The organism is Actinoplanes sp. NPDC051537 (assembly GCF_055586105.1).
Window position 1 is genome coordinate 16,063 of the sequence record NZ_JBVJIU010000034.1, and the last position, 16,602, is coordinate 32,664.

The window sequence follows — 16,602 nt, forward strand, 5'->3', positions numbered from 1 at the left end:
GTGTCAGGGGCTCCTTACCGCGCCAGCTTCACGGCGAGGACGGAACCGTCACCCGCAGCAGCTTCGAGGGCGATTCCGACGAGCCGGTCGTAGGCGTCCGAACCGGCAGTGAGGGTGACGACCTTGCCGGTGGCGCCGCACTTGACCCGGTCCCCGGCGGCGATGGCCGCACCGGCGGTCAGGTACTGGACGCCCTCCATGTAGACGCCGAACGTCTGACCGGTCACGACGGACCGGGATGCGACACCCAGCCACGTCACGGAGTCGGCGACAGCGACCGCACCGGCGACGGTGACGATCTGGCCGGCGGTGATGGTGGCTGTCGCCGTGCGGGTGATCGCCTGGCCGGGCTTGAACTTGGGTAGGTAGTCGTCAGCCACGGGTCAGCTCCTCCGCGTCGATGCCGAGCTGCTTGGCCCAGTCGTTGAGGGCGTTCTCGGACAGGCCGACCGGGTCGTTGTCCACGGTCGGTTCCGGGTCGCCGATGTGGCCGGACGCGGCGACCGGGACGGCGGTGCCGGGGGCGATGGAGGCGAGGACGCGGGTGACGGCGGCCGGGGCCTCGTCGTAGTCCTTCTCCCAGGTCTCCCGGTCGGCGGGCTTGATCTTCCCGGCCTTGATGGCGTCGTCGAACACGCTGGCCTTGACGCCGGCGGCCTTCTCCGCCTTCGTCGAGGCGAGCTCGTCGGAGACGGTCTTCATCTGCGAGGCGAGGATCTGGACCTCCTTGCGGAGTTCGTCCTTCTCCTGCTCGGCGTCGGCGGCCTTCTTCTCCGCCGCCTGCGATGCCTTCACCGCCGCCTCGGACGCGGCGACCATCTCAGGGGTGGGTTCGGCAGGGGCGGGGGTGGCGGCCTTCGCCTTCAGCTCGTCGATCGCCGCGAGCGCGGCGACCTCGTCGGCGTCGTCGGCGAGGCCGAGCCGCGAGCGCATGTCATCGCTCAGGGACACAGGGTCCTCCTCGGTTGTGTTTTGCTGCTCCGGCTCGGCGGCCGGGAGAACGGAAGAAGCCGCCTCGGCGGGCGGCTTCAGGGGATCGGCGGCGGCGTGCACGTGTTCCTGACCGGGTGTGACGCCGAGGGCTTCGCGGTGGTAGGTGTTGCACAAGCCCTGGGGGTCGGTGACGAAGCGTTTGAGCTGCTTGACGCACCGGTAGAAGTCGTTCTTCTCACCCCAGCGGATCTTGAGGGCGCCTTTGCCGTGGACCCAGTACTCGCGGAGTTTGTCCGCCGACGCGGCAGCTACCGGCATCAGGATGTTGGGCACCTGAAGGTCGTCGTCGAACTCGGACGGGTCTACGTCGTCGGTGTCGTCCAGCAGCGGAATGTCGATGACCTCGCCACCGAACGCGATACGTACCCGGTCGAACGTGACCGGGCCGACCCGCTCGGCCAGCGTCGGGATCAGTGCCAGGTCGTCGGTGTACTGGGCGGTCATGTGGGCGTGCCACGGCCGATGCTGCTCGGCGCCGCCCAGGCCAGGTAGGGAGCCACTGATGATGTCGTGCACGGCGTCGATCTCGTCGCCGGACAAGCCCCAAACGAGGCAGGTGTCGCGGTCTCGGCCATCCGCTGACGTGCTGCTGCTGGGCGGGTTGAAGACATTGACGCTGAAAATGTCGGCTTCGATCACGGGCAAGCCGTTGATGGCGTCGGAGACTGCGGCGGTGACATTCTGCTGGCCTCGCGCGCCGAGATCAGCAGCCTCGCCGAGGTAGGCGAGGGTGACGTGCAGTTGGCCGGCAGGTTCGCCGCCCTCGACCGCGAGCCGCTCGGCGTCCTCGGCGGTGGGGATGAGCGCCACCATCGCCCCGGTGTGCACCTCAGCCGACGCCTGGACGAGCTTCGCCGCGCCCGCCTTGTCCAGCAGGTCACCGAGCCGGCGAACCTGCGCCGCGGTCAGCGGCTCATCGTTCACCACCGGCGGCTTCTTGGCACCCGTAACCTTCAGGTAGTAGAGCGGGTCACCGGTCGACATGACGACCTTCAGCTCAAGGTCGGCCCACGTGCCGGGGATCGTCCCTTCGTCGAGGACGGTAAAGTCCCCGAACTCGATCATCTTGTCGTTGTGTTCGGCCAGAGCGGCCTCGTCGCCGGCCGCTTCGATGCGGTCGTACTCGCGGTTCATGGCCCGCCACCGGGCCACGCCCTGCTTGCCGGCGTCGAGCATCTGCGGGATGGCTTCCCGGAGCCGGTCGATGCCGTTCTGGTTGAGGACAACCGTTGATCCGCGGTTGGCGGCCGACCACCGGCTGATCTCGTCCGGGTCGATACCGACACCGAGCCGCAGGGTCGGACCGTCCCGGGTGTCCACGGTCGCCGCGGCGATTCCGGCGCCCTTGATGACGGCGCTGCCCGTATAGGTTTCGCCGTCCGCCAGCGGGATGCGTGACGCCAGCTTCTCGTTGCGTTTCAGGCCGGACGATCCGATGCCGCCTGCCGTGTGGGCGAATTGGCCGTCACCGTCACGCTTGTGCTTGGCCTCGTCGAACGAATGACTGCCGGCGAGGATCGTCACCTGCACGTGCTCGGCGCCCTCGGGTACCTCTTCGCTAGCGGCGACGCCGAGCATCGCCGGGAGGTCGTTGAGGTTGCGGATCGTCTTCACCGCCGGCGGGGTGACGCCGAGCAGCGCCACCGCGGTCAGCACGAAGCGGTGCTTGTGCCCTTCGGGGCAGGCGTGGTTGTAGTTGCCTTCCACCGACCTGGACGGGTAGGCGGCGGCCTGCACCGAATGCAGCCACGGCAGGGTTACTTGGTCGCCGAGCAGGGTGGCGCCGCCGTCGCCGAGGCGAAGGTTCTCGAACCAGCCCAGCGCGGGCTCCCCGTCGAAGCGGGAGTCCACGTGGCCGAGCTTCACGATGGGCCGGCGGATCGCCGGGCAGGACTGGGCGTCGACCGCCGCGGCGAGGTCTTCCGGTGTGGGATTCCAGGAGCCTGTCATGGTCGCCCACGACCCGGTCTTCACGAGCTCCACGCCTTCACGGCGGGCAAGGTCGATGTCAGGCATGCGCGGTCACGCCCTCTCGGGCCAGTGCCACGATCCACCGTGATGGCCGTTTTCGTCCTGGTAGGCGCCGCGGTTGAAGAACATGCCGGTCGGGTTCAGCACCGCGATGCCGATGCGGCAGCGCTGGCTTTCGTCCCAGTGTTCAATGTCGGCCTGTGCGGCCTCGGCACCTTCCAGCGGCACGACTTCAGTGACGATGGCGGCCCGGCATTGCGAGGTGTACTCGCCGCCGGGCGTGCCATACGAGACGTAGTGCACGATCCGGCCGATGCTCGGCTTCTGCTCCATGCCCGGCCTCCTTTCGAGGTCGAGCTTGGGCGAGTCACCAGTTCGGTCGGATGTAGCCGCGGCAGCGACCTCGGCCTTCGCACCGCTTCATGGCCCCGCCGCCGGGATATGCGGCCAGGGCTTCCGGGAGCGTCCCGAACTCGGTATTTGCGATCTGCGAGCAGGGCTTACACCGCGCTTTGTCGTTTCGTTCCACAGCTGTGTAGCTGGCCGCAGGACGCTGCTCAAGGACTGCCAGCCGGCCGGTGAACTGGGCCGCCGACAGCAACTGGCTGATGTTCTCGCCGACCAGCCCGTTAGTGGATTGGCCGAGATCGGTCAGGTGCCGTTCGACTTCGGCGCGCACCTCGGCCGGATCAGCGCCGGACAGTTGCAACGCCGTCTTCGCGGCCCCCGACGCGTAACCGGAGGCGATGATGTGGGCGACCGCGCCGGCGTGCTGCCGCACCCGGTCCGCGCCCGGGCCGTCCGGTGCGGTGATGATGACCGACTGCGTGGCGGCTTCCTCCACGACACCCGCCGCCGCCTCAGCCGCCAAATCAGTACCGGACTTGGCGAGGGGGACAGCCAGCGCAGAAACAACACCAGCCGACGAGGCGAGCGAGCCCAACGCGGCAAGGTCACCGGCCTGGAGAGCCGCTTCGGCCTGCCCGGCGAGCTCGTCGACCATTGGCGCCGCGAGTTTTGGCCACCGCTTCAACAGCCGCGCCTTCGCCGCCTGCCACTGCTGCTGGATGCGGCCCGCGTCCGCCTCGTCATCACCGAACAGACCCGGCTGGCTCGGGGTGCGCTTCCGCCGGGACCGCGGGCGGGCGGCGGCAGCAACCTGCGTCTGCCCGTCAGGTTCGACAGGTACCGGCGGCTCACTGGCCGGCAGTTTCGGCGCGGCGTCCGGCTCGGGTTCGGGTAGCCGCCACTCGCGGGCCACCCACGACTTCAGCTCCGGTGACGCATCCAACGCGCCCGCAGCGAGCAGAGTTTGCAGGGCTTCGGCGGTGACTTCCCGCTGCTCGCCAATCCCGTTGACCCGGATCGTTGGCACCGGTTCGTCGAGGCCCCAGTTCCATTCGACGATCCGGGCGCAGATCTGCCGGGTCGCCTGGTCGCTGATCTCGGATCCGATCGCACCCAACGCGAGCGTCCACGAGTCGATGAACGATTCGCCGAGAGCCCGCGAACCGCCCGACGTGTTCTGCCCGAGTTCGATGTGCGGCATCAACGCGAACCGCGACATCTGGCTGTCGAGCCAGCGCAGGAACGCGATGTTGTCGGGCACCCCGCCGGAGAGCCCCACCAGTTTCAGCGACGCCCCCGGCGGCAGCGACAGGCCGGCCATTTCGCCGACCCGGGCGGCAGAGGCGGCCTGCTGGGCGGCAGCGACCTGCCCGGCGGTCGGGTTGGAGCCGGGCGCCCACTCGACGGTGGGCACGCCCATGGAGAAGCGGCGGTGCGCAATCGCCGTGTGCCGCATGACCTCACGTTTGAACGTGTGCACCCCGTAGGCGGGGCGCAGCAGGCCGGTACCGGCCCAGTTCGCGCCGACCCGCTCATGCGTGTACCAGGCCATCCGGTCCGCGCCGATCTGCGGCCTGCCGGAGGTGGAGAGCATCCCGGACTGGGAGACGCCGAGGAATTCGCCGGTCTTCGGGTCGGCGTGGATCAGGTCGATCGTCCACGGCGCCCGGTCCCACAGGCCCAACAGTCGGGCTTTCCCGTCGACCATTTCGGCCTGCAGTTCGAACCCGTAATGCCCGTACACGAGGCTGAGCAGGGCAGCCCGCAGGTGCTCCCACCAGGACACGCCGCGCACCCTGGCCGCGGTCGGCTTGTCCACGCCGAGGATCGGCAGGCCCAGGTCGTCGGCGATCTGCTGGGCGACTTCGGGCCGGCAGCCGGTGCCGTCCACTGCCCACGACGCCCGCCGGATCTGCAGCCCGTACGAGCTGATCACAGCCGCCAGCGTGGGGTCTTTGGCCATCTGGCTGTACGCCAAAATCGCCTGCTGGCCGGGCTGCAACTCTGGGACCTGCTCGAGCGCGTCCCACATGAGGCCCGAGTACAGGTCGGTGCCGGTGCCGTAAAACTCGGTGACCGCGCCGCGGACAGTGGTGGGCAGGGCGGCCACGGCGACCTCCCAGCAGGATCAGAACGCCATGTTGTCGAGGTCGACTGCCTGACCGCCGAGCGGGTCGTAGTCGGTGGCACGCCCGTAAGAGGGGGCGTTAGGGATCGGCGGTGGCGCAAACTGCGTGGACACCACCCGCGCCGCCTGGCCGAGTGTCTCCACCATCCCCGGCTGGCGGGTGTGCGGAAACGCCAAGAACTCCGACTTCGCCGACTCGGCCCACGGGGCAGTTGGTAGCCACACTTTCCCGGCCGCCTGGAGCGCGGATGCCGGGAAGGCTCGGGACATCCGGTCCGGCTCTACCTCGAGCGGTGTTGTCGCCACCACCTGGAACAGGGCGGCGACGACCGGTTCGGTGCGCTGTTTGCGCGGAACGAACATGGTGTCCGGCGACCAGCGTTCCGCTAATGGGCGCACCCGGTCGGCGAGGTCACCCTCGCCCACCTTCCAACGCGCCCGGTCCAGCAGGGCCAGCGAACCGTCGATGGTGCGCGCCCACGCGGCGACCACGTTGAACTCGCCCACAGCGTCGTCACCGACGGGCAGGTGGGAGGTGAAGAACACCCACGAGTCGGTCAGCGACCACGAACGCCCGGCCATGCTGATCTGGCTGTCGTCGAACGTCCAATGCCGCCACGCCAGCCGCCGGAACAGATCCGCGCCGGCGGGGGTGATGGCGGTGAGGATCGCCGCATCCGCGTGATCCGGCGAGGGAAGGCCGCGCTTGCGCATCTCGTCTTTCGACTCGATGACGATCTGCCCGCGCGAGTTGTACCGGTACTTGAACGCCCCCAACTGTGCGGCGAGGTCCTCGTCGGCGGGATCGATGTCGACGTCGCCAGATTCGAGGCGCTCTCGCATCGCCCACGCCCACTCCGAGCGGGCGTTCACGAACCGTTCGGGGTCCTGCGCTTTCCCGCCTGCCTGCATGTCGAGGGCTCCGAAGCCCTGCTCGGTGAGCTGGTCGACGACACCACCGCCGACGCCCACACCGTCTACGCGGATCTCCGTCGACCCCGTGGTTCGGGAAGCCTCGATGACACGGCCGGTGGTCTCGGTGGTGGCCTGCTTGGCGTATTCGCCGTACAGCCGGATAACGGGGCCGCGGCGAAGGTAGATGACGGTGCGGTCCATGCCGTAGCGGGCCACATCGACACCGAGAACGCTCTGACCGGCAGCGTCGAGGGATCGTTGCTGCGCGGCCTGGATCAGCGACGGCGGGATCAGTACATCGTTGCCGATCTCCGGAAACTCGCCGAGCACCTTCGAGATAAACCGCGGGGACTCTGGGCCCCACCGCTTGATTTTGTCGGCGACCCAGCCAGGGTCAAGCATCAGCGGGCGCAGCGCCTCAGGCACCTGTTCGGCGGTCGGTGTCAACCCGAGCTCACCGAACAGCGCCCGCAGATGGGGATGCTCGTCGACCTGGTCGGCCGTGAAGTTCGGAGTCTCGAGCCCGCTGATACGGATCACGTTCCAGCCGGAGCCGGGCTTGCACACGGACGCGAACTCGGTCGACGGGTCGTCCGGGTTGCCGATGGCGAGGATCCGGCAGTCGGCGTTCGTGGTGATCGCCTCAACGGCCGTCCACAACTGCGCCGGGATGCCGCACGCCTCGTCGAGGATCACCAGCACATAGCGGCGGTGGATGCCCTGGAAGCCGTGCTCGTCGCTGTCGGCCGGTTTACGGCCGTAGCCGGTCAGGATGCCGTTGTCGAGCTTCCACTCATCGGACTGCAACACCCTGCCGGGGAGCGGGTCGTTGAGTGCTGCAGCTTTTCGGGCTGCGGCTCTGACCTCTTCCCAGAGAATCGCGTGGACCTGCGAATAGGTGGGCGCCGTCGACGCCACGAATGCTTGCCCAGGCGGATGCGAGTCGATCCACCACGACGCGATCCGCGACGCGATCCAACTCTTGCCGGCATTGTGGCAACTCTTCACCGCAGTCCGGCGGTTGTCACGCACCGACTCTGCGATCTGGCGCTGCTTGCTCCATAGATGCTCACCGAGCCGGTTCTGACACCAGCCGACAGGGTCATGCAGGTATCGGGCAACCGGCGGCGGCTCGAACTCGCGAGCCGCCATCTCGAATGCGCTCGCCGACGGGGCGAAAGCTGACGCGGTCATGGTGACCTCCGTCAGGCGACTGCCCGCAGATGCCGCGGCACGACTTCACTGACGCGGGACTGCTGCTCGGGGGAAAGGTCGAGTTCCCCGAGGATGCTTTTGATGACGCCGGCCAGGAGGGCGCCTTGCTGCTCGGCAAGCCGGACCCGGCGTTCCTCGATTCCTGCCGCGATCGCTGCCTTGGACACGTCGACGAGGTGTTTGCGCTCGCGGTGGTAGAGCTCGACCCAGACGTGCACCGCGGCCTTATGCGTGGTGTCGACGCCGGGGAACTCCCCGGCCTGCTTCTCGACCTCTTCGGCCTTGCCCCAGATGACTTGGTCGGCGGTAAGGGTCTGGACCTGCTCGCGAAGCCAGTCGACAGCGCCAGCCGAGCGGTAGACCTCCTCTAGAAGAGCGTCGCGGGGGTCGACCTCGCGGGGGAGGCCGAAGGTGGCAACGGCAGTCAGAGCCTTGGCGACCCTGCCAGCGGCGACGTGGCTGGGTGTGCTGCCGCCGTGGAGTTTGCATCGTCCGGTGCCTGCGTGGTCGGTGCCCCAGCCTGCTGGCCGTGTGCAGAGCTTGCCTTCGCTGTCGGGGCCGCGTCGCTTTCCGCCGCATTTGCTGCTGTCATGAACGGGCGATGGGTCACGCTGTGTCATGGTCGGCGCCTCCGCCCAGCGGTCTGGCTGGGTGTCGACCCCGCGAATCCGGCTAAGTTTGATCTTTATTGGAGGCGTTTCAAGCCGAGAACGCGAACCGCTCTCGAATCTGTGTGACTGTGCGTCAGCGGCGCGGCCCGCCGGGAGTCGAACCAACAGCGGGCCGCACGTTCATGTCAGCGGTTGCGGGCGGTCTCGTCGCTGTCGGCCGGCGGCACGTCGGTGTCCGGCAGAACATCGCCGTCCTCGTCCGTGTCCGGGGTGGGCTCGGCAGGCTGCTCGGGCTCGGCCGGCTCGTAGCCGTCGTCGGCGGCCTGCGCGTCCTCGCCCAGCTTCGTCAGCGACGACTCGATCCGGCCGACGATCTCCTGCTGCTCGGCGGTCAGCTTCCCGGCCTTGAGCTCGTCGATGGCGGTCTGCAGGTTGTGGAAGCTGGTCGCCTGCGCGGCGGACACCCCGTTCACCTGGGCGGCGAGGGCGTTGAGGGCGTCGGTGATGTCGCTCATGTGCTGCTCCTGTCGTTGAAGATCGTCGTGGAGGTGGTCGACGCCGAGCCAGCGGCGGACGGTGTTGCGCAGGGGGCGCCGCGGGTCGGTCAGCATCGCGCCTCCTATGGGGCGTCGTAGCTGAGGACGTCGGCCGTGGGCAGGCACGCAATGCCCGACGACACGATCTTGTCGATGATCGTGTTGAAGTCCGATTGCAGGATTTCCGTGGTCGCCGCGGGGCCGGAGGTGACGATGCGGTGGAACACCAGCTGGAGCCACGCCTTGTTGGTTTTCGCCCGGTCGATGTCCCCGGTCGTGGTGGTGGTCAGCAGCGACGGGGCATACCCGTTGGTGAACGTGGAGATCCCGGATTGGGCGCGCATGCGCAGCAGGTCGGCCGGCGGGAACGTTTCGACGGTGCGCCGATAGACGGTCCGCGCGTAGGCGAAATAGCGGCGGGTGGGGGTGTGGGTGGAGCCGCCGCCCAGGGTGGTGCCGTAGGCGCCTTGCGGGTAGGCGGTGCCGCGGACCCGGAATCCGTTGCCGCGCATCGCCGCGACCTGGGTGCGCATGTCGGTGTCCACCGCGGTCTCGGTGAGGCCGGGGAACGTGGCGGTGTGGTTGGCCAGGGTTTTCGAGTGGGCGGCGATCTCCCAGCCTTGCTCTTGCAGGGTCAGCATCTGCGCGAGGGTGAGCCGGTTGGGCTGCCCGACGAGGTCGTCGATGGAGTAGATGGAGGCGCGGATCCCGGCGGCGTCGAGTTTCGGCTTGGCCAATGTCCAGACGGAGTCCCAGTTGTCGTCGAAGCCGATGCTGACGACACCGTTGGGGAACGTGGTGGCCGGCTCGGGGATCAGTTCGACGGATTGGATGTGGGCGGTCACGCCAGTGCCGGTGTTGTCGTCGCGGGTGTTGACTTTCACGGCGACGATGCCGGTGCGGGTCGGTGTGCCGGCGGTGGTCGCCGACGCGAAATTCAAGGTGATCGTCACCCATTCGCCGTCGACGAAGTAGGCGGTGCTGCCTTCGCCGGCGAGGGCGAGATCCCAGCTGTAGCTCGCGGCGTAGCCGGTGTCGTTGCCGGCCAAAAACCGCCATGTGTTGATCCGGGCGAGGCCCTCGATTTTGAGGCGGAGGCGGAGTTGTTTGCCTGTCGTGTCGAGGCTCAGCCCGGTCTTTTCCATCTTGTACGTGCCACCATCACCCGGGGTGACGATCTTCGCGGATTGGGAGCCGACCACGAAGTCGGTGGTGTCGTTGGCGGCGAACCCGGTGGAGCCGAGCCAGCCGTGCCCCGACTGCAGCTGCGACACGATCGTGCCGGGCAGGAACCGGGGCAGCCGCATCTGGGTGGCGTTCATGCCCTGCGCGGCGGTGTCGGACGTGTCGAGCCGGGAGTCGAGGTCGGCGGTCGCCTGCCACCCGGTGGCCAGCCCGTCAACCTTGAAGTACACGGTGTCGACATTGTCGGGGAACCAGACTTGCGGAAGCCGGCTGTCGGAGCCGACGGTCACCTGAGAGCTCGAGATGCTTGCCCCAACGGCGGTCGGCTGGGCCGGGTCGTAGGCGGCGATGTCGGCGAGCTGGGTGAGGTTCGCGTCGAGGTAGGCGGTCGCGCGCCGGCCGGAGAACTCGTATGTGCTGCCGGCGACGGTTTGGGTGACGGTGCGCCGGGCCAGATCAGGGCCGAGGAGCCGGGCCACGCGCATACCCCCTGGTCAGCGACAGTCATCCGGATGTTCGAAGGGCCGGTCGTTGACGATCTGCGAGGCTGCGGCGACCAGGCCGAGCTGGTGCAGCCAGTCCATCCCGGCCGAGTCGCACAGGGCGACCGTGGTCGCGCCTTCTGCGGTCACGACCTTGGCGATGACCAGGGCGGATTCGATGAGGTCGCCGTCGGTGAGGTCAATGGTGACGCCGAGCCCGTCGAGGATGGGGCCGATCTGCTGTTCACTCATCGACGCTCTTGTCGGGGTGGTCGACGGGTTCGCAGATGATGGCGCGCAGGTCGGGGGTGAACCGCAGCGGCTGCCAGTGGGTGTTGCCGCGGACGACGAGGTGGCCGTCGGGGCAGGCGGCGACGGGTTTGCGCGTACGGGCCGCTTCGGCGAGCCAATCCAGGGAGAACGGCAGCGGCTCGTTCACGCCTGATCCCTCCGATGGTGCTCGAGGAGGGCGGCGAGTTGGGCTTCGATCCGGTCGAGCCGGTCGCACACCTCGCGGTCGTCAGCGGCCTCGCCGTTTCCCCAGTCGGTGGCGATGTTGGCGTACAGGCTGGCTATCCACACGAGGACGACACTGTCGGCCCAGCCGAGCGGGAAGGAGATCACGCCCACGATCGCCCACAGGATGGCGCGCGCCCGGTGGAACCACACTCTCCGGCGCATGCGTGCCTCCGGATCGGTGCCCGGATACGCGAAAAGCCCGCCGAACCGAAGGGTTCAGGCGGGCCGTGGAGACACTGGTCTCGCGCAGAACTGTGACACGATCACAAGCAGCGCGCAACTACTGCTACCTGGCGAGTTGCCCACGCTTCGCGATCGCCGCCGCTTCGAGGACTTTCGCGGCGATGTAGGTGCGTTGCCGGCCGCGCCACCCGAAGCGGGGTAGGAGCATCATGCCGGAGCCGTCGGGGTGTTTGAGGCACGCCCACTGCCGGATGGTGTCGGGGTGCACCTGCGCGAGCTCGGCGGCTTCCGCGGTGGTCAGTTCCCGGTCGGGTTCGACAAGGTCGGGTTTCTCCAGCATCCAGGTTTCGCCGAACCCGACGGCGGTGGCGTCGCAGTCGTCGCAGGCGTCGGGGTTGAGGGTGCGGAGCCGAGCCCGGTACATGCCGGCGATCCGGCGGGCCCGATCGAGTGGCGTGTCGATCGGGTTGGGCCACGGGTTGCGCCGGTCCTGCCGGTCCCGGTCAGGGTTCATGCGTGCACGGGTGTCTCGAATGGCCCGTCCAAAGTCCCTACGACTGGTGGGTAACAGCCGGGCGCCACTTCGGGCAGGTCTTCGCCTTCGACCATGACCAGGATGGAAGTGGTTTCGAAGCCGATCGACAGTGCTGTGACGTGCTGGCCATCTGGCAGGTTCAGCAGCCGGGCAAGTTGCTCTTCGTCGACGCGGTAGATGCCTCGTCGCTGGTTCATGCGTTCACCGTCTCCAATTCGGGCCAGTCGAGCTTGACCATGTACTGCTCGTAGTCCGGATAGGGCCGGGTCGCCCCGCAGGCGGAGCAGTGCACTTCCATCGGGTCTTCGTGCCGGCGGGGTTCGCTGCGCCACAACGGCCCATCCACGCCGTGAGCGTGCCGGGCCGGGCATGTCCAGCAGTCTCCGGTGAGCCAGAACCGGCGGGTGGTGCGGCCGAGTGCCGCGCGGGCACGCTGGTGGAGCTGCTGCAGGTGGTGGACGGCTTCCCAGCCTTCGAGTTCGACCGGCTCGTCCTCGACACCGGCGGGGCAGACAAGGGTGGCCGGGAGCAGGGCGAGGCGGGGCAGCCGGGCGGCGATGATCCCGACGGCGCGTTGGACGAGGTGACCGTGGCGGGCGGGCCGGGTCTGCCGGGCGCCGCTGGTGAGCTCGATGTGGTCGTACAGGGCGCGTTTCCACAGCGGCGCGAACGTGCGCGGGTCGTGCAGCCGGCCGGCGACGCGGAGCTCGTACTCCCAGGTGGCGGTGACGTGCACGATTTCGGCCTGCAACGCTTGGATGTGGTCGGCGAGGAGGGTGGGGGATTCGGGGTCGCCGCCGGAGGTCTTCTCGGAGACCGCCTGCGACAGGGACGTTTCGTGGAGTTGGGCGAGGTCGAGGAAGTCGTAGACGAGATTCCGGACGTCGCGTTCGGCGGCGGTGAGGCAGGCGACGCAGAGCGGATCGGTTGTGAGGTAGCCGCGCCGTGTGGTCGGGTCGGCGGCTCTGCACTGGGTGCCGTTGATGCAGGTTCCGGGTTCTGGCCGTGTCGTGTCCACCATCGGTTGATCGCCCTTTGCGCAGGTTGCGGGGTACCGTGCTTGGCGACCTTGGTGTGGACCTGGGTGGTGTGGCGGCGCCGGGCTGGGGGGTTCGGCGTCGCTACCTCGGGTCGGGTTTGAGGCGCTCGGTGAGGATCCGATGCCGGACCTGCTGCTGCTCCGCGATGACCGCGCCGAACCTGCGGATCGCTGCTCCGGCATCGGCGAGGGAGATGCGGATGGCCTGGGCTGTCTCCGGTGAGATCCCCAGCAGGATGCCCGGATGATCCGGTACGGGCGGGCTGCTGCCGCTCATGACTGCCTCGTGTCGAAGTCGCCGGCGCGAACCCCGCCGATGAACGTCGTCCATGCATCCCGGCTGAACTCGAGCGGCATCTGGTCGGGGTTCTTCGAGTCGCGCATCAGCACACCGTGGGCGGTGGGGGCGACTTCGACGCAGGCGGACGACCCGCAGCGGGAGGACCGGCGCCAGGCGGGCTGTTCAGGGGTCACAGGAGCGTTTGTAACAGGCTGACCCTGGCCCGCGCACGTTCCACACCCGTTCGGGCGCTCCTGGACGCGCTGAGGCGGGTTTACCGATCCCATCCGTCGCAGGCGTCGAACTCGTCCGCAGCGTCGAACAAGTCTGGGCCGGACTGCCTCGTGTCCGTTGTGTCGCCGACCAGTCCGAGCCGGGTCGCGCAGTCCCGTCCGAAGCCCTGCACCATGCGGTCGGCCCGCGCCGGTTTCCGGCAGCGGCGGCAGCGGCGCATCTCGGGCGCGGTCGGCGTCGGGAACATCAGGTGATTGTTGCCAGGGGAGGCCCGGCCGGCGGGTGGGCGTGACCTTCAGAGGCCCATGGCTTCCGCCAGGCTCGGGCATCCCCGACCATTCGATCGTGACGTTGCCGCAGGTCAACGGCAAGATCTGCGGCGGAAGTACATGCTTGTAGTTCACCGCGTGATGCCCGAAATCAGACCGGGAATGCCCATCTGTGAAGTCGCCGAGGCCGGGCCGATCGCCATGTCGTCGCGCCACTTGCCCGCCTTCTTGATCTCGCGGACGCAATGGGCGGTGCCTCTCGACTCCGGATTCCACACCGCGAAGTCGTCGGCCAGCCCAACGATGAACAGGTTCCGCCAGAAATTCGCGTGCAAGCCCCTGTACATGAGCTCCGACGTGCCGTGAACCTCCTCCATGACATACGTGACCCGGCACGCCTGGTCGACGATCTCGGCGAACTCGCCGCGACGGTCCCGGCCCAACAGCGACGCCCGGCCCCAGTAATGGTGGCTGTAGCCCCGGTTCGGGATCACGCACCACAACGCCGCCCCGAGTTTGAGCGCGGTCCGGGCAACCAGTTCATCCCAGCCCTCGGCCATGCCCGACATCACGATCAGCCGGTCACCATACTGCTGCTGTCGGCGGGCGGCCCGGTTAGTGCACCGCCGCATCGCATCCACTTGGACAGAGCGCTCGGCGACGCGGAGGCTGCGCGACCCGGTTCCGGCGAGAACGAACTCCTCGGTCAGCGCCATCGCGCGCGGTTCTGCGCGAGTCGGTGGCCGGTCACCATCACCGTCGGCCAGACCTCAGCCACGGCAACATCCGCAGCAACCATGCACTCCCGCACTGCGGTCACGGCGCACCGACAGGTCATCCGGGTCGGGGTGGCCAACGCCATGGGGGCAGATCCGCTCCATGAGCCGCCGGTCGGAGCGCCAGTTCTGGGGCCAGGCGAGCATGTAATGCCCGGACGGGTTGTGGATGCAGCACACCTCGTCGGCGCAGTCGCCGGCGCCGTGCGTGATCAGGATCCGGCCGTCGTGCAGGCCGATCACGTCCTCGATCACCGGCACACCTCCGTGTGCTCGTCGGCGCGCTGCACCAGCTCGGCCGGTTCGGCGTCGAAGTCACCGAGGATGCCGGTGATGAGCGCCCGGATCGCCCACGCCGACCGTCCGTGCGCCATGTACATCGGCGGCCAGGCGTCCTTGTCGCTCTTGGCGGTGAGGTTCCAGGCGCCGTGCCCGTCGTCTGTGATCTCAATGATCACGCCTCGGCCTCCTGCCAGTCGGTGACGGTGGATGCCTCAGCCGCCAGCCGGATGCATCGGGGACAGTGGGCGTCGGGGTCGGGAAGGTCCACCTTGCGCATGTGAAGCAGGGCACTCCACGGATTGTCGAGCCGCCGGTTGGCGCATCTGACACACAGGCGGGCCCAGTCGCCGTCGCCCTTCAGCCGCTCCTGCTCCCAGTCGGATGCGGTGCGGTTGGGCTTGCCGCACCAGATGCACTTGATCTTCATGGCTCGATCGACTCCCAGTCGGTGACGGTCACGGTCCGCTTGTGCAGGTGCGGGCCGACGCTCCAGTCCTGCAGTTCGGCCCAGGCGACGAACGTGCGCGCGCCGTCCTCGGGCTCGTGCTCGTCGTGGTGGAAGGTGACACCGATCGGGTCGCCGTCCTCGTCGATGCCCGTGACCCGCCACTCCTCGTAGGTGGTCAACCGCGGCTCGGCCGGGCCAGTTGGCAGCTTGGGTGCCGTCGCCGGGGTGATGCGGCCCGTCGAGGTGTATCCGCGATCAGGCATTGGTGTCCTCGCGGGAGATGAGTGCCAAGTCAAGCCGCAGGTCTACCTCGTGCAGCGTCTTCGCCAGCAGCGCCGTGCAGTCCGGCGCGTGCTGTGTTGGCCCGCAGTTGAGGCACGGGCCGTCCTCGTCGGCCCGGATGTCGACTCCCTGGGGCCACCACATCGGTCGGCGCCGGAACACCGCGTACACGTTCGACCAGGCACGCTGAGTCGGGCTCAGGCCAAGCGGGTCGGTCATCAGGCGTCCGCCCGCGGAACAAACGCCACGTCGTATCCGACGGCCCGGGCCAACGCGAACAACCGGGCAGCGGGCATCTCGTGCTGGCCGTTCAGCCAGCGGTGAACCGTCGGCTGCGAGTTGCCGGATGCCCGCGCCATCGCCCGCTGCGAGAGACCCTGCGACTCCCGCCGCGCTGACAGAAGCGCCAAAGCCTTCTCGTAGTCGCCGGCTACCACACCGACCAACTCGACCAATCCAGTCTCTGGGTCAGGGGCGACCGGCGGCCCACCGTTGAGCAACCGGCAGACCCGCTCGGCCAGCTGCGGGTCGTCCATCACCCCGACCAGCTCATCGTCCGGCCGGCGGCCCTGCTCATCCGCAGGTTCGACGCCGACACGGACAATCGTGCGGCGCCAATGGCCGCCAGGACGGTAGGTGCTCACGCGCCCTCCCCAAGAGCTGCGCGCCAGCGGACCATGCTGGCGTCGATCACCTCGCGCGCGGCTGCCTCGTCGATCACCTCATGGGTGGGTAGGCGGCGGCGGACGGTGTAGGCGTACGGCCACTTCGACCGCTGGCCAGGCGTAGCGTCGGGCGGCACGGACTGGCGGATGTACTTCCAGTTCGGCTTCGAGATCGGCAGGTTCGACCGGTTCAGCAGCCTGTAGACGACGCCGCGAACGTTGACGAGATCGGGTTGGGTACTCACGCGTCCTCCTCAGCGGGGATGGCGCACGGCCCGCTGTGTGCGTAGTGCAGGCGGCACGCCATCGTCGAGCAGTAGCCCTTCAGCTCCCGCAGCTCGCGCTCCCGTTCGGCAAGCACGGCCTTAGTGGCGGCCAGCTTCGCTTTGAGGGCACGCAGCTCGTTGCTGATGGTCAGCGGGTCGGCGGTGCTCACGCCGTCTCCGTTTTGGCAGCGGGGCGGGCCTGAACGAGCGTTCCGTCCTCGGCGTACCCGCAGGCCTCACACCAGTCAGGCTGTCGATCGCGATGCTGCACGTAAGTGTGCGAGTGGCCGGCTGGGCATGCCTCGCGGATGGCGTCGGCAAGGTTGAGTCGGGCGTCGATGAACTTCGCGCGGGCCTCGGCGATAGCGCCGCGGTCGACGGTCATGCGTCTCCTTCGATTTGTAGTGCAGGATGAGTGCGGGGACCTGCTTGCTTTGATC

At 68.4% G+C, this 16,602-nt stretch carries 27 protein-coding genes; all 27 read right to left on the reverse strand.

Annotated features, from left to right (window positions below; all coding sequences use genetic code 11):
• Positions 1-14: 14 nt before the first annotated feature.
• The gene (locus tag ACZ6TB_RS47180) at positions 15-380 is read right to left on the reverse strand and encodes a DUF2190 family protein (RefSeq protein ID WP_465567905.1); all 366 of its coding nucleotides are present in this window, start codon (positions 378-380) and stop codon (positions 15-17) included.
• A complete protein-coding gene (locus ACZ6TB_RS47185) occupies positions 373-2,637 on the reverse strand; it encodes a phage protease (RefSeq protein WP_465567908.1) in 2,265 nt (754 codons plus the stop codon). The genes ACZ6TB_RS47180 and ACZ6TB_RS47185 overlap by 8 nt, the downstream gene beginning before the upstream one ends.
• 378 nt (positions 2,638-3,015) lie before the next feature.
• Complete coding sequence (locus ACZ6TB_RS47190; protein ID WP_465567911.1) at positions 3,016-3,297, reverse strand: hypothetical protein; 282 nt, start codon at positions 3,295-3,297, stop codon at positions 3,016-3,018.
• A gap of 34 nt (positions 3,298-3,331) precedes the next feature.
• Positions 3,332-5,422, reverse strand: a complete 2,091-nt coding sequence (locus ACZ6TB_RS47195) for a phage portal protein family protein (protein WP_465567914.1) — start codon at positions 5,420-5,422, stop codon at positions 3,332-3,334.
• An 18-nt stretch (positions 5,423-5,440) separates the two neighbouring features.
• Positions 5,441-7,549 carry a hypothetical protein gene (locus ACZ6TB_RS47200; RefSeq protein ID WP_465567917.1) on the reverse strand — a complete coding sequence of 703 codons (2,109 nt, stop codon included), beginning with the start codon at positions 7,547-7,549 and terminating at the stop codon, positions 5,441-5,443.
• Between the two features lie 11 nt (positions 7,550-7,560).
• Positions 7,561-8,190 carry a hypothetical protein gene (locus ACZ6TB_RS47205; RefSeq protein WP_465567919.1) on the reverse strand — a complete coding sequence of 210 codons (630 nt, stop codon included), beginning with the start codon at positions 8,188-8,190 and terminating at the stop codon, positions 7,561-7,563.
• 176 nt (positions 8,191-8,366) lie between these two features.
• A complete protein-coding gene (locus ACZ6TB_RS47210) occupies positions 8,367-8,792 on the reverse strand; it encodes a hypothetical protein (protein WP_465567921.1) in 426 nt (141 codons plus the stop codon).
• Positions 8,793-8,800: 8 nt separating this feature from the next.
• Positions 8,801-10,381: a polysaccharide deacetylase family protein gene (locus ACZ6TB_RS47215; protein ID WP_465567923.1), complete on the reverse strand. Its 1,581-nt coding sequence runs from the start codon at positions 10,379-10,381 to the stop codon at positions 8,801-8,803.
• A 15-nt stretch (positions 10,382-10,396) separates the two neighbouring features.
• The gene (locus ACZ6TB_RS47220) at positions 10,397-10,636 is read right to left on the reverse strand and encodes a hypothetical protein (protein WP_465567926.1); all 240 of its coding nucleotides are present in this window, start codon (positions 10,634-10,636) and stop codon (positions 10,397-10,399) included.
• Positions 10,629-10,823, reverse strand: a complete 195-nt coding sequence (locus ACZ6TB_RS47225) for a hypothetical protein (RefSeq protein ID WP_465567929.1) — start codon at positions 10,821-10,823, stop codon at positions 10,629-10,631. The genes ACZ6TB_RS47220 and ACZ6TB_RS47225 overlap by 8 nt, the downstream gene beginning before the upstream one ends.
• Positions 10,820-11,065, reverse strand: coding sequence for a hypothetical protein (locus tag ACZ6TB_RS47230; RefSeq protein ID WP_465567932.1), 246 nt, complete (start codon positions 11,063-11,065; stop codon positions 10,820-10,822). The genes ACZ6TB_RS47225 and ACZ6TB_RS47230 overlap by 4 nt, the downstream gene beginning before the upstream one ends.
• A 124-nt stretch (positions 11,066-11,189) precedes the next feature.
• On the reverse strand, positions 11,190-11,600 hold the full coding sequence (locus ACZ6TB_RS47235) for a MerR family transcriptional regulator (RefSeq protein ID WP_465567934.1): 411 nt from the start codon (positions 11,598-11,600) through the stop codon (positions 11,190-11,192).
• Positions 11,597-11,818, reverse strand: coding sequence for a hypothetical protein (locus ACZ6TB_RS47240; RefSeq protein WP_465567937.1), 222 nt, complete (start codon positions 11,816-11,818; stop codon positions 11,597-11,599). The genes ACZ6TB_RS47235 and ACZ6TB_RS47240 overlap by 4 nt, the downstream gene beginning before the upstream one ends.
• Positions 11,815-12,642, reverse strand: a complete 828-nt coding sequence (locus tag ACZ6TB_RS47245; protein WP_465567940.1) for a hypothetical protein — start codon at positions 12,640-12,642, stop codon at positions 11,815-11,817. The genes ACZ6TB_RS47240 and ACZ6TB_RS47245 overlap by 4 nt, the downstream gene beginning before the upstream one ends.
• A gap of 100 nt (positions 12,643-12,742) precedes the next feature.
• On the reverse strand, positions 12,743-12,937 hold the full coding sequence (locus tag ACZ6TB_RS47250; RefSeq protein WP_465567943.1) for a hypothetical protein: 195 nt from the start codon (positions 12,935-12,937) through the stop codon (positions 12,743-12,745).
• Entirely contained in the window at positions 12,934-13,227 is a 294-nt protein-coding gene (locus ACZ6TB_RS47255) for a DUF397 domain-containing protein (protein WP_465567945.1), read from the reverse strand. The genes ACZ6TB_RS47250 and ACZ6TB_RS47255 overlap by 4 nt, the downstream gene beginning before the upstream one ends.
• The gene (locus ACZ6TB_RS47260; RefSeq protein ID WP_465567948.1) at positions 13,215-13,421 is read right to left on the reverse strand and encodes a hypothetical protein; all 207 of its coding nucleotides are present in this window, start codon (positions 13,419-13,421) and stop codon (positions 13,215-13,217) included. Before ACZ6TB_RS47260 ends, ACZ6TB_RS47255 begins: the two co-directional genes overlap by 13 nt.
• A gap of 153 nt (positions 13,422-13,574) precedes the next feature.
• Positions 13,575-14,159, reverse strand: a complete 585-nt coding sequence (locus ACZ6TB_RS47265; protein WP_465567951.1) for a hypothetical protein — start codon at positions 14,157-14,159, stop codon at positions 13,575-13,577.
• 54 nt (positions 14,160-14,213) lie between these two features.
• Entirely contained in the window at positions 14,214-14,474 is a 261-nt protein-coding gene (locus tag ACZ6TB_RS47270; RefSeq protein ID WP_465567954.1) for a hypothetical protein, read from the reverse strand.
• Entirely contained in the window at positions 14,471-14,677 is a 207-nt protein-coding gene (locus ACZ6TB_RS47275; RefSeq protein WP_465567957.1) for a hypothetical protein, read from the reverse strand. The genes ACZ6TB_RS47270 and ACZ6TB_RS47275 overlap by 4 nt, the downstream gene beginning before the upstream one ends.
• Positions 14,674-14,928 carry a hypothetical protein gene (locus ACZ6TB_RS47280; protein ID WP_465567960.1) on the reverse strand — a complete coding sequence of 85 codons (255 nt, stop codon included), beginning with the start codon at positions 14,926-14,928 and terminating at the stop codon, positions 14,674-14,676. The genes ACZ6TB_RS47275 and ACZ6TB_RS47280 overlap by 4 nt, the downstream gene beginning before the upstream one ends.
• The gene (locus ACZ6TB_RS47285) at positions 14,925-15,212 is read right to left on the reverse strand and encodes a hypothetical protein (RefSeq protein WP_465567963.1); all 288 of its coding nucleotides are present in this window, start codon (positions 15,210-15,212) and stop codon (positions 14,925-14,927) included. The genes ACZ6TB_RS47280 and ACZ6TB_RS47285 overlap by 4 nt, the downstream gene beginning before the upstream one ends.
• Positions 15,205-15,450: a hypothetical protein gene (locus ACZ6TB_RS47290; RefSeq protein WP_465567966.1), complete on the reverse strand. Its 246-nt coding sequence runs from the start codon at positions 15,448-15,450 to the stop codon at positions 15,205-15,207. The genes ACZ6TB_RS47285 and ACZ6TB_RS47290 overlap by 8 nt, the downstream gene beginning before the upstream one ends.
• Positions 15,450-15,875, reverse strand: a complete 426-nt coding sequence (locus ACZ6TB_RS47295) for a helix-turn-helix domain-containing protein (RefSeq protein WP_465567969.1) — start codon at positions 15,873-15,875, stop codon at positions 15,450-15,452. The genes ACZ6TB_RS47290 and ACZ6TB_RS47295 overlap by 1 nt, the downstream gene beginning before the upstream one ends.
• Positions 15,872-16,141, reverse strand: a complete 270-nt coding sequence (locus ACZ6TB_RS47300; protein ID WP_465567971.1) for a hypothetical protein — start codon at positions 16,139-16,141, stop codon at positions 15,872-15,874. The genes ACZ6TB_RS47295 and ACZ6TB_RS47300 overlap by 4 nt, the downstream gene beginning before the upstream one ends.
• Positions 16,138-16,332 (reverse strand): hypothetical protein, encoded by a 195-nt coding sequence (locus ACZ6TB_RS47305; protein ID WP_465567974.1) that lies wholly within the window; start codon positions 16,330-16,332, stop codon positions 16,138-16,140. Before ACZ6TB_RS47305 ends, ACZ6TB_RS47300 begins: the two co-directional genes overlap by 4 nt.
• Complete coding sequence (locus ACZ6TB_RS47310) at positions 16,329-16,547, reverse strand: hypothetical protein (RefSeq protein ID WP_465567977.1); 219 nt, start codon at positions 16,545-16,547, stop codon at positions 16,329-16,331. Before ACZ6TB_RS47310 ends, ACZ6TB_RS47305 begins: the two co-directional genes overlap by 4 nt.
• Positions 16,548-16,602 lie beyond the last annotated feature (55 nt).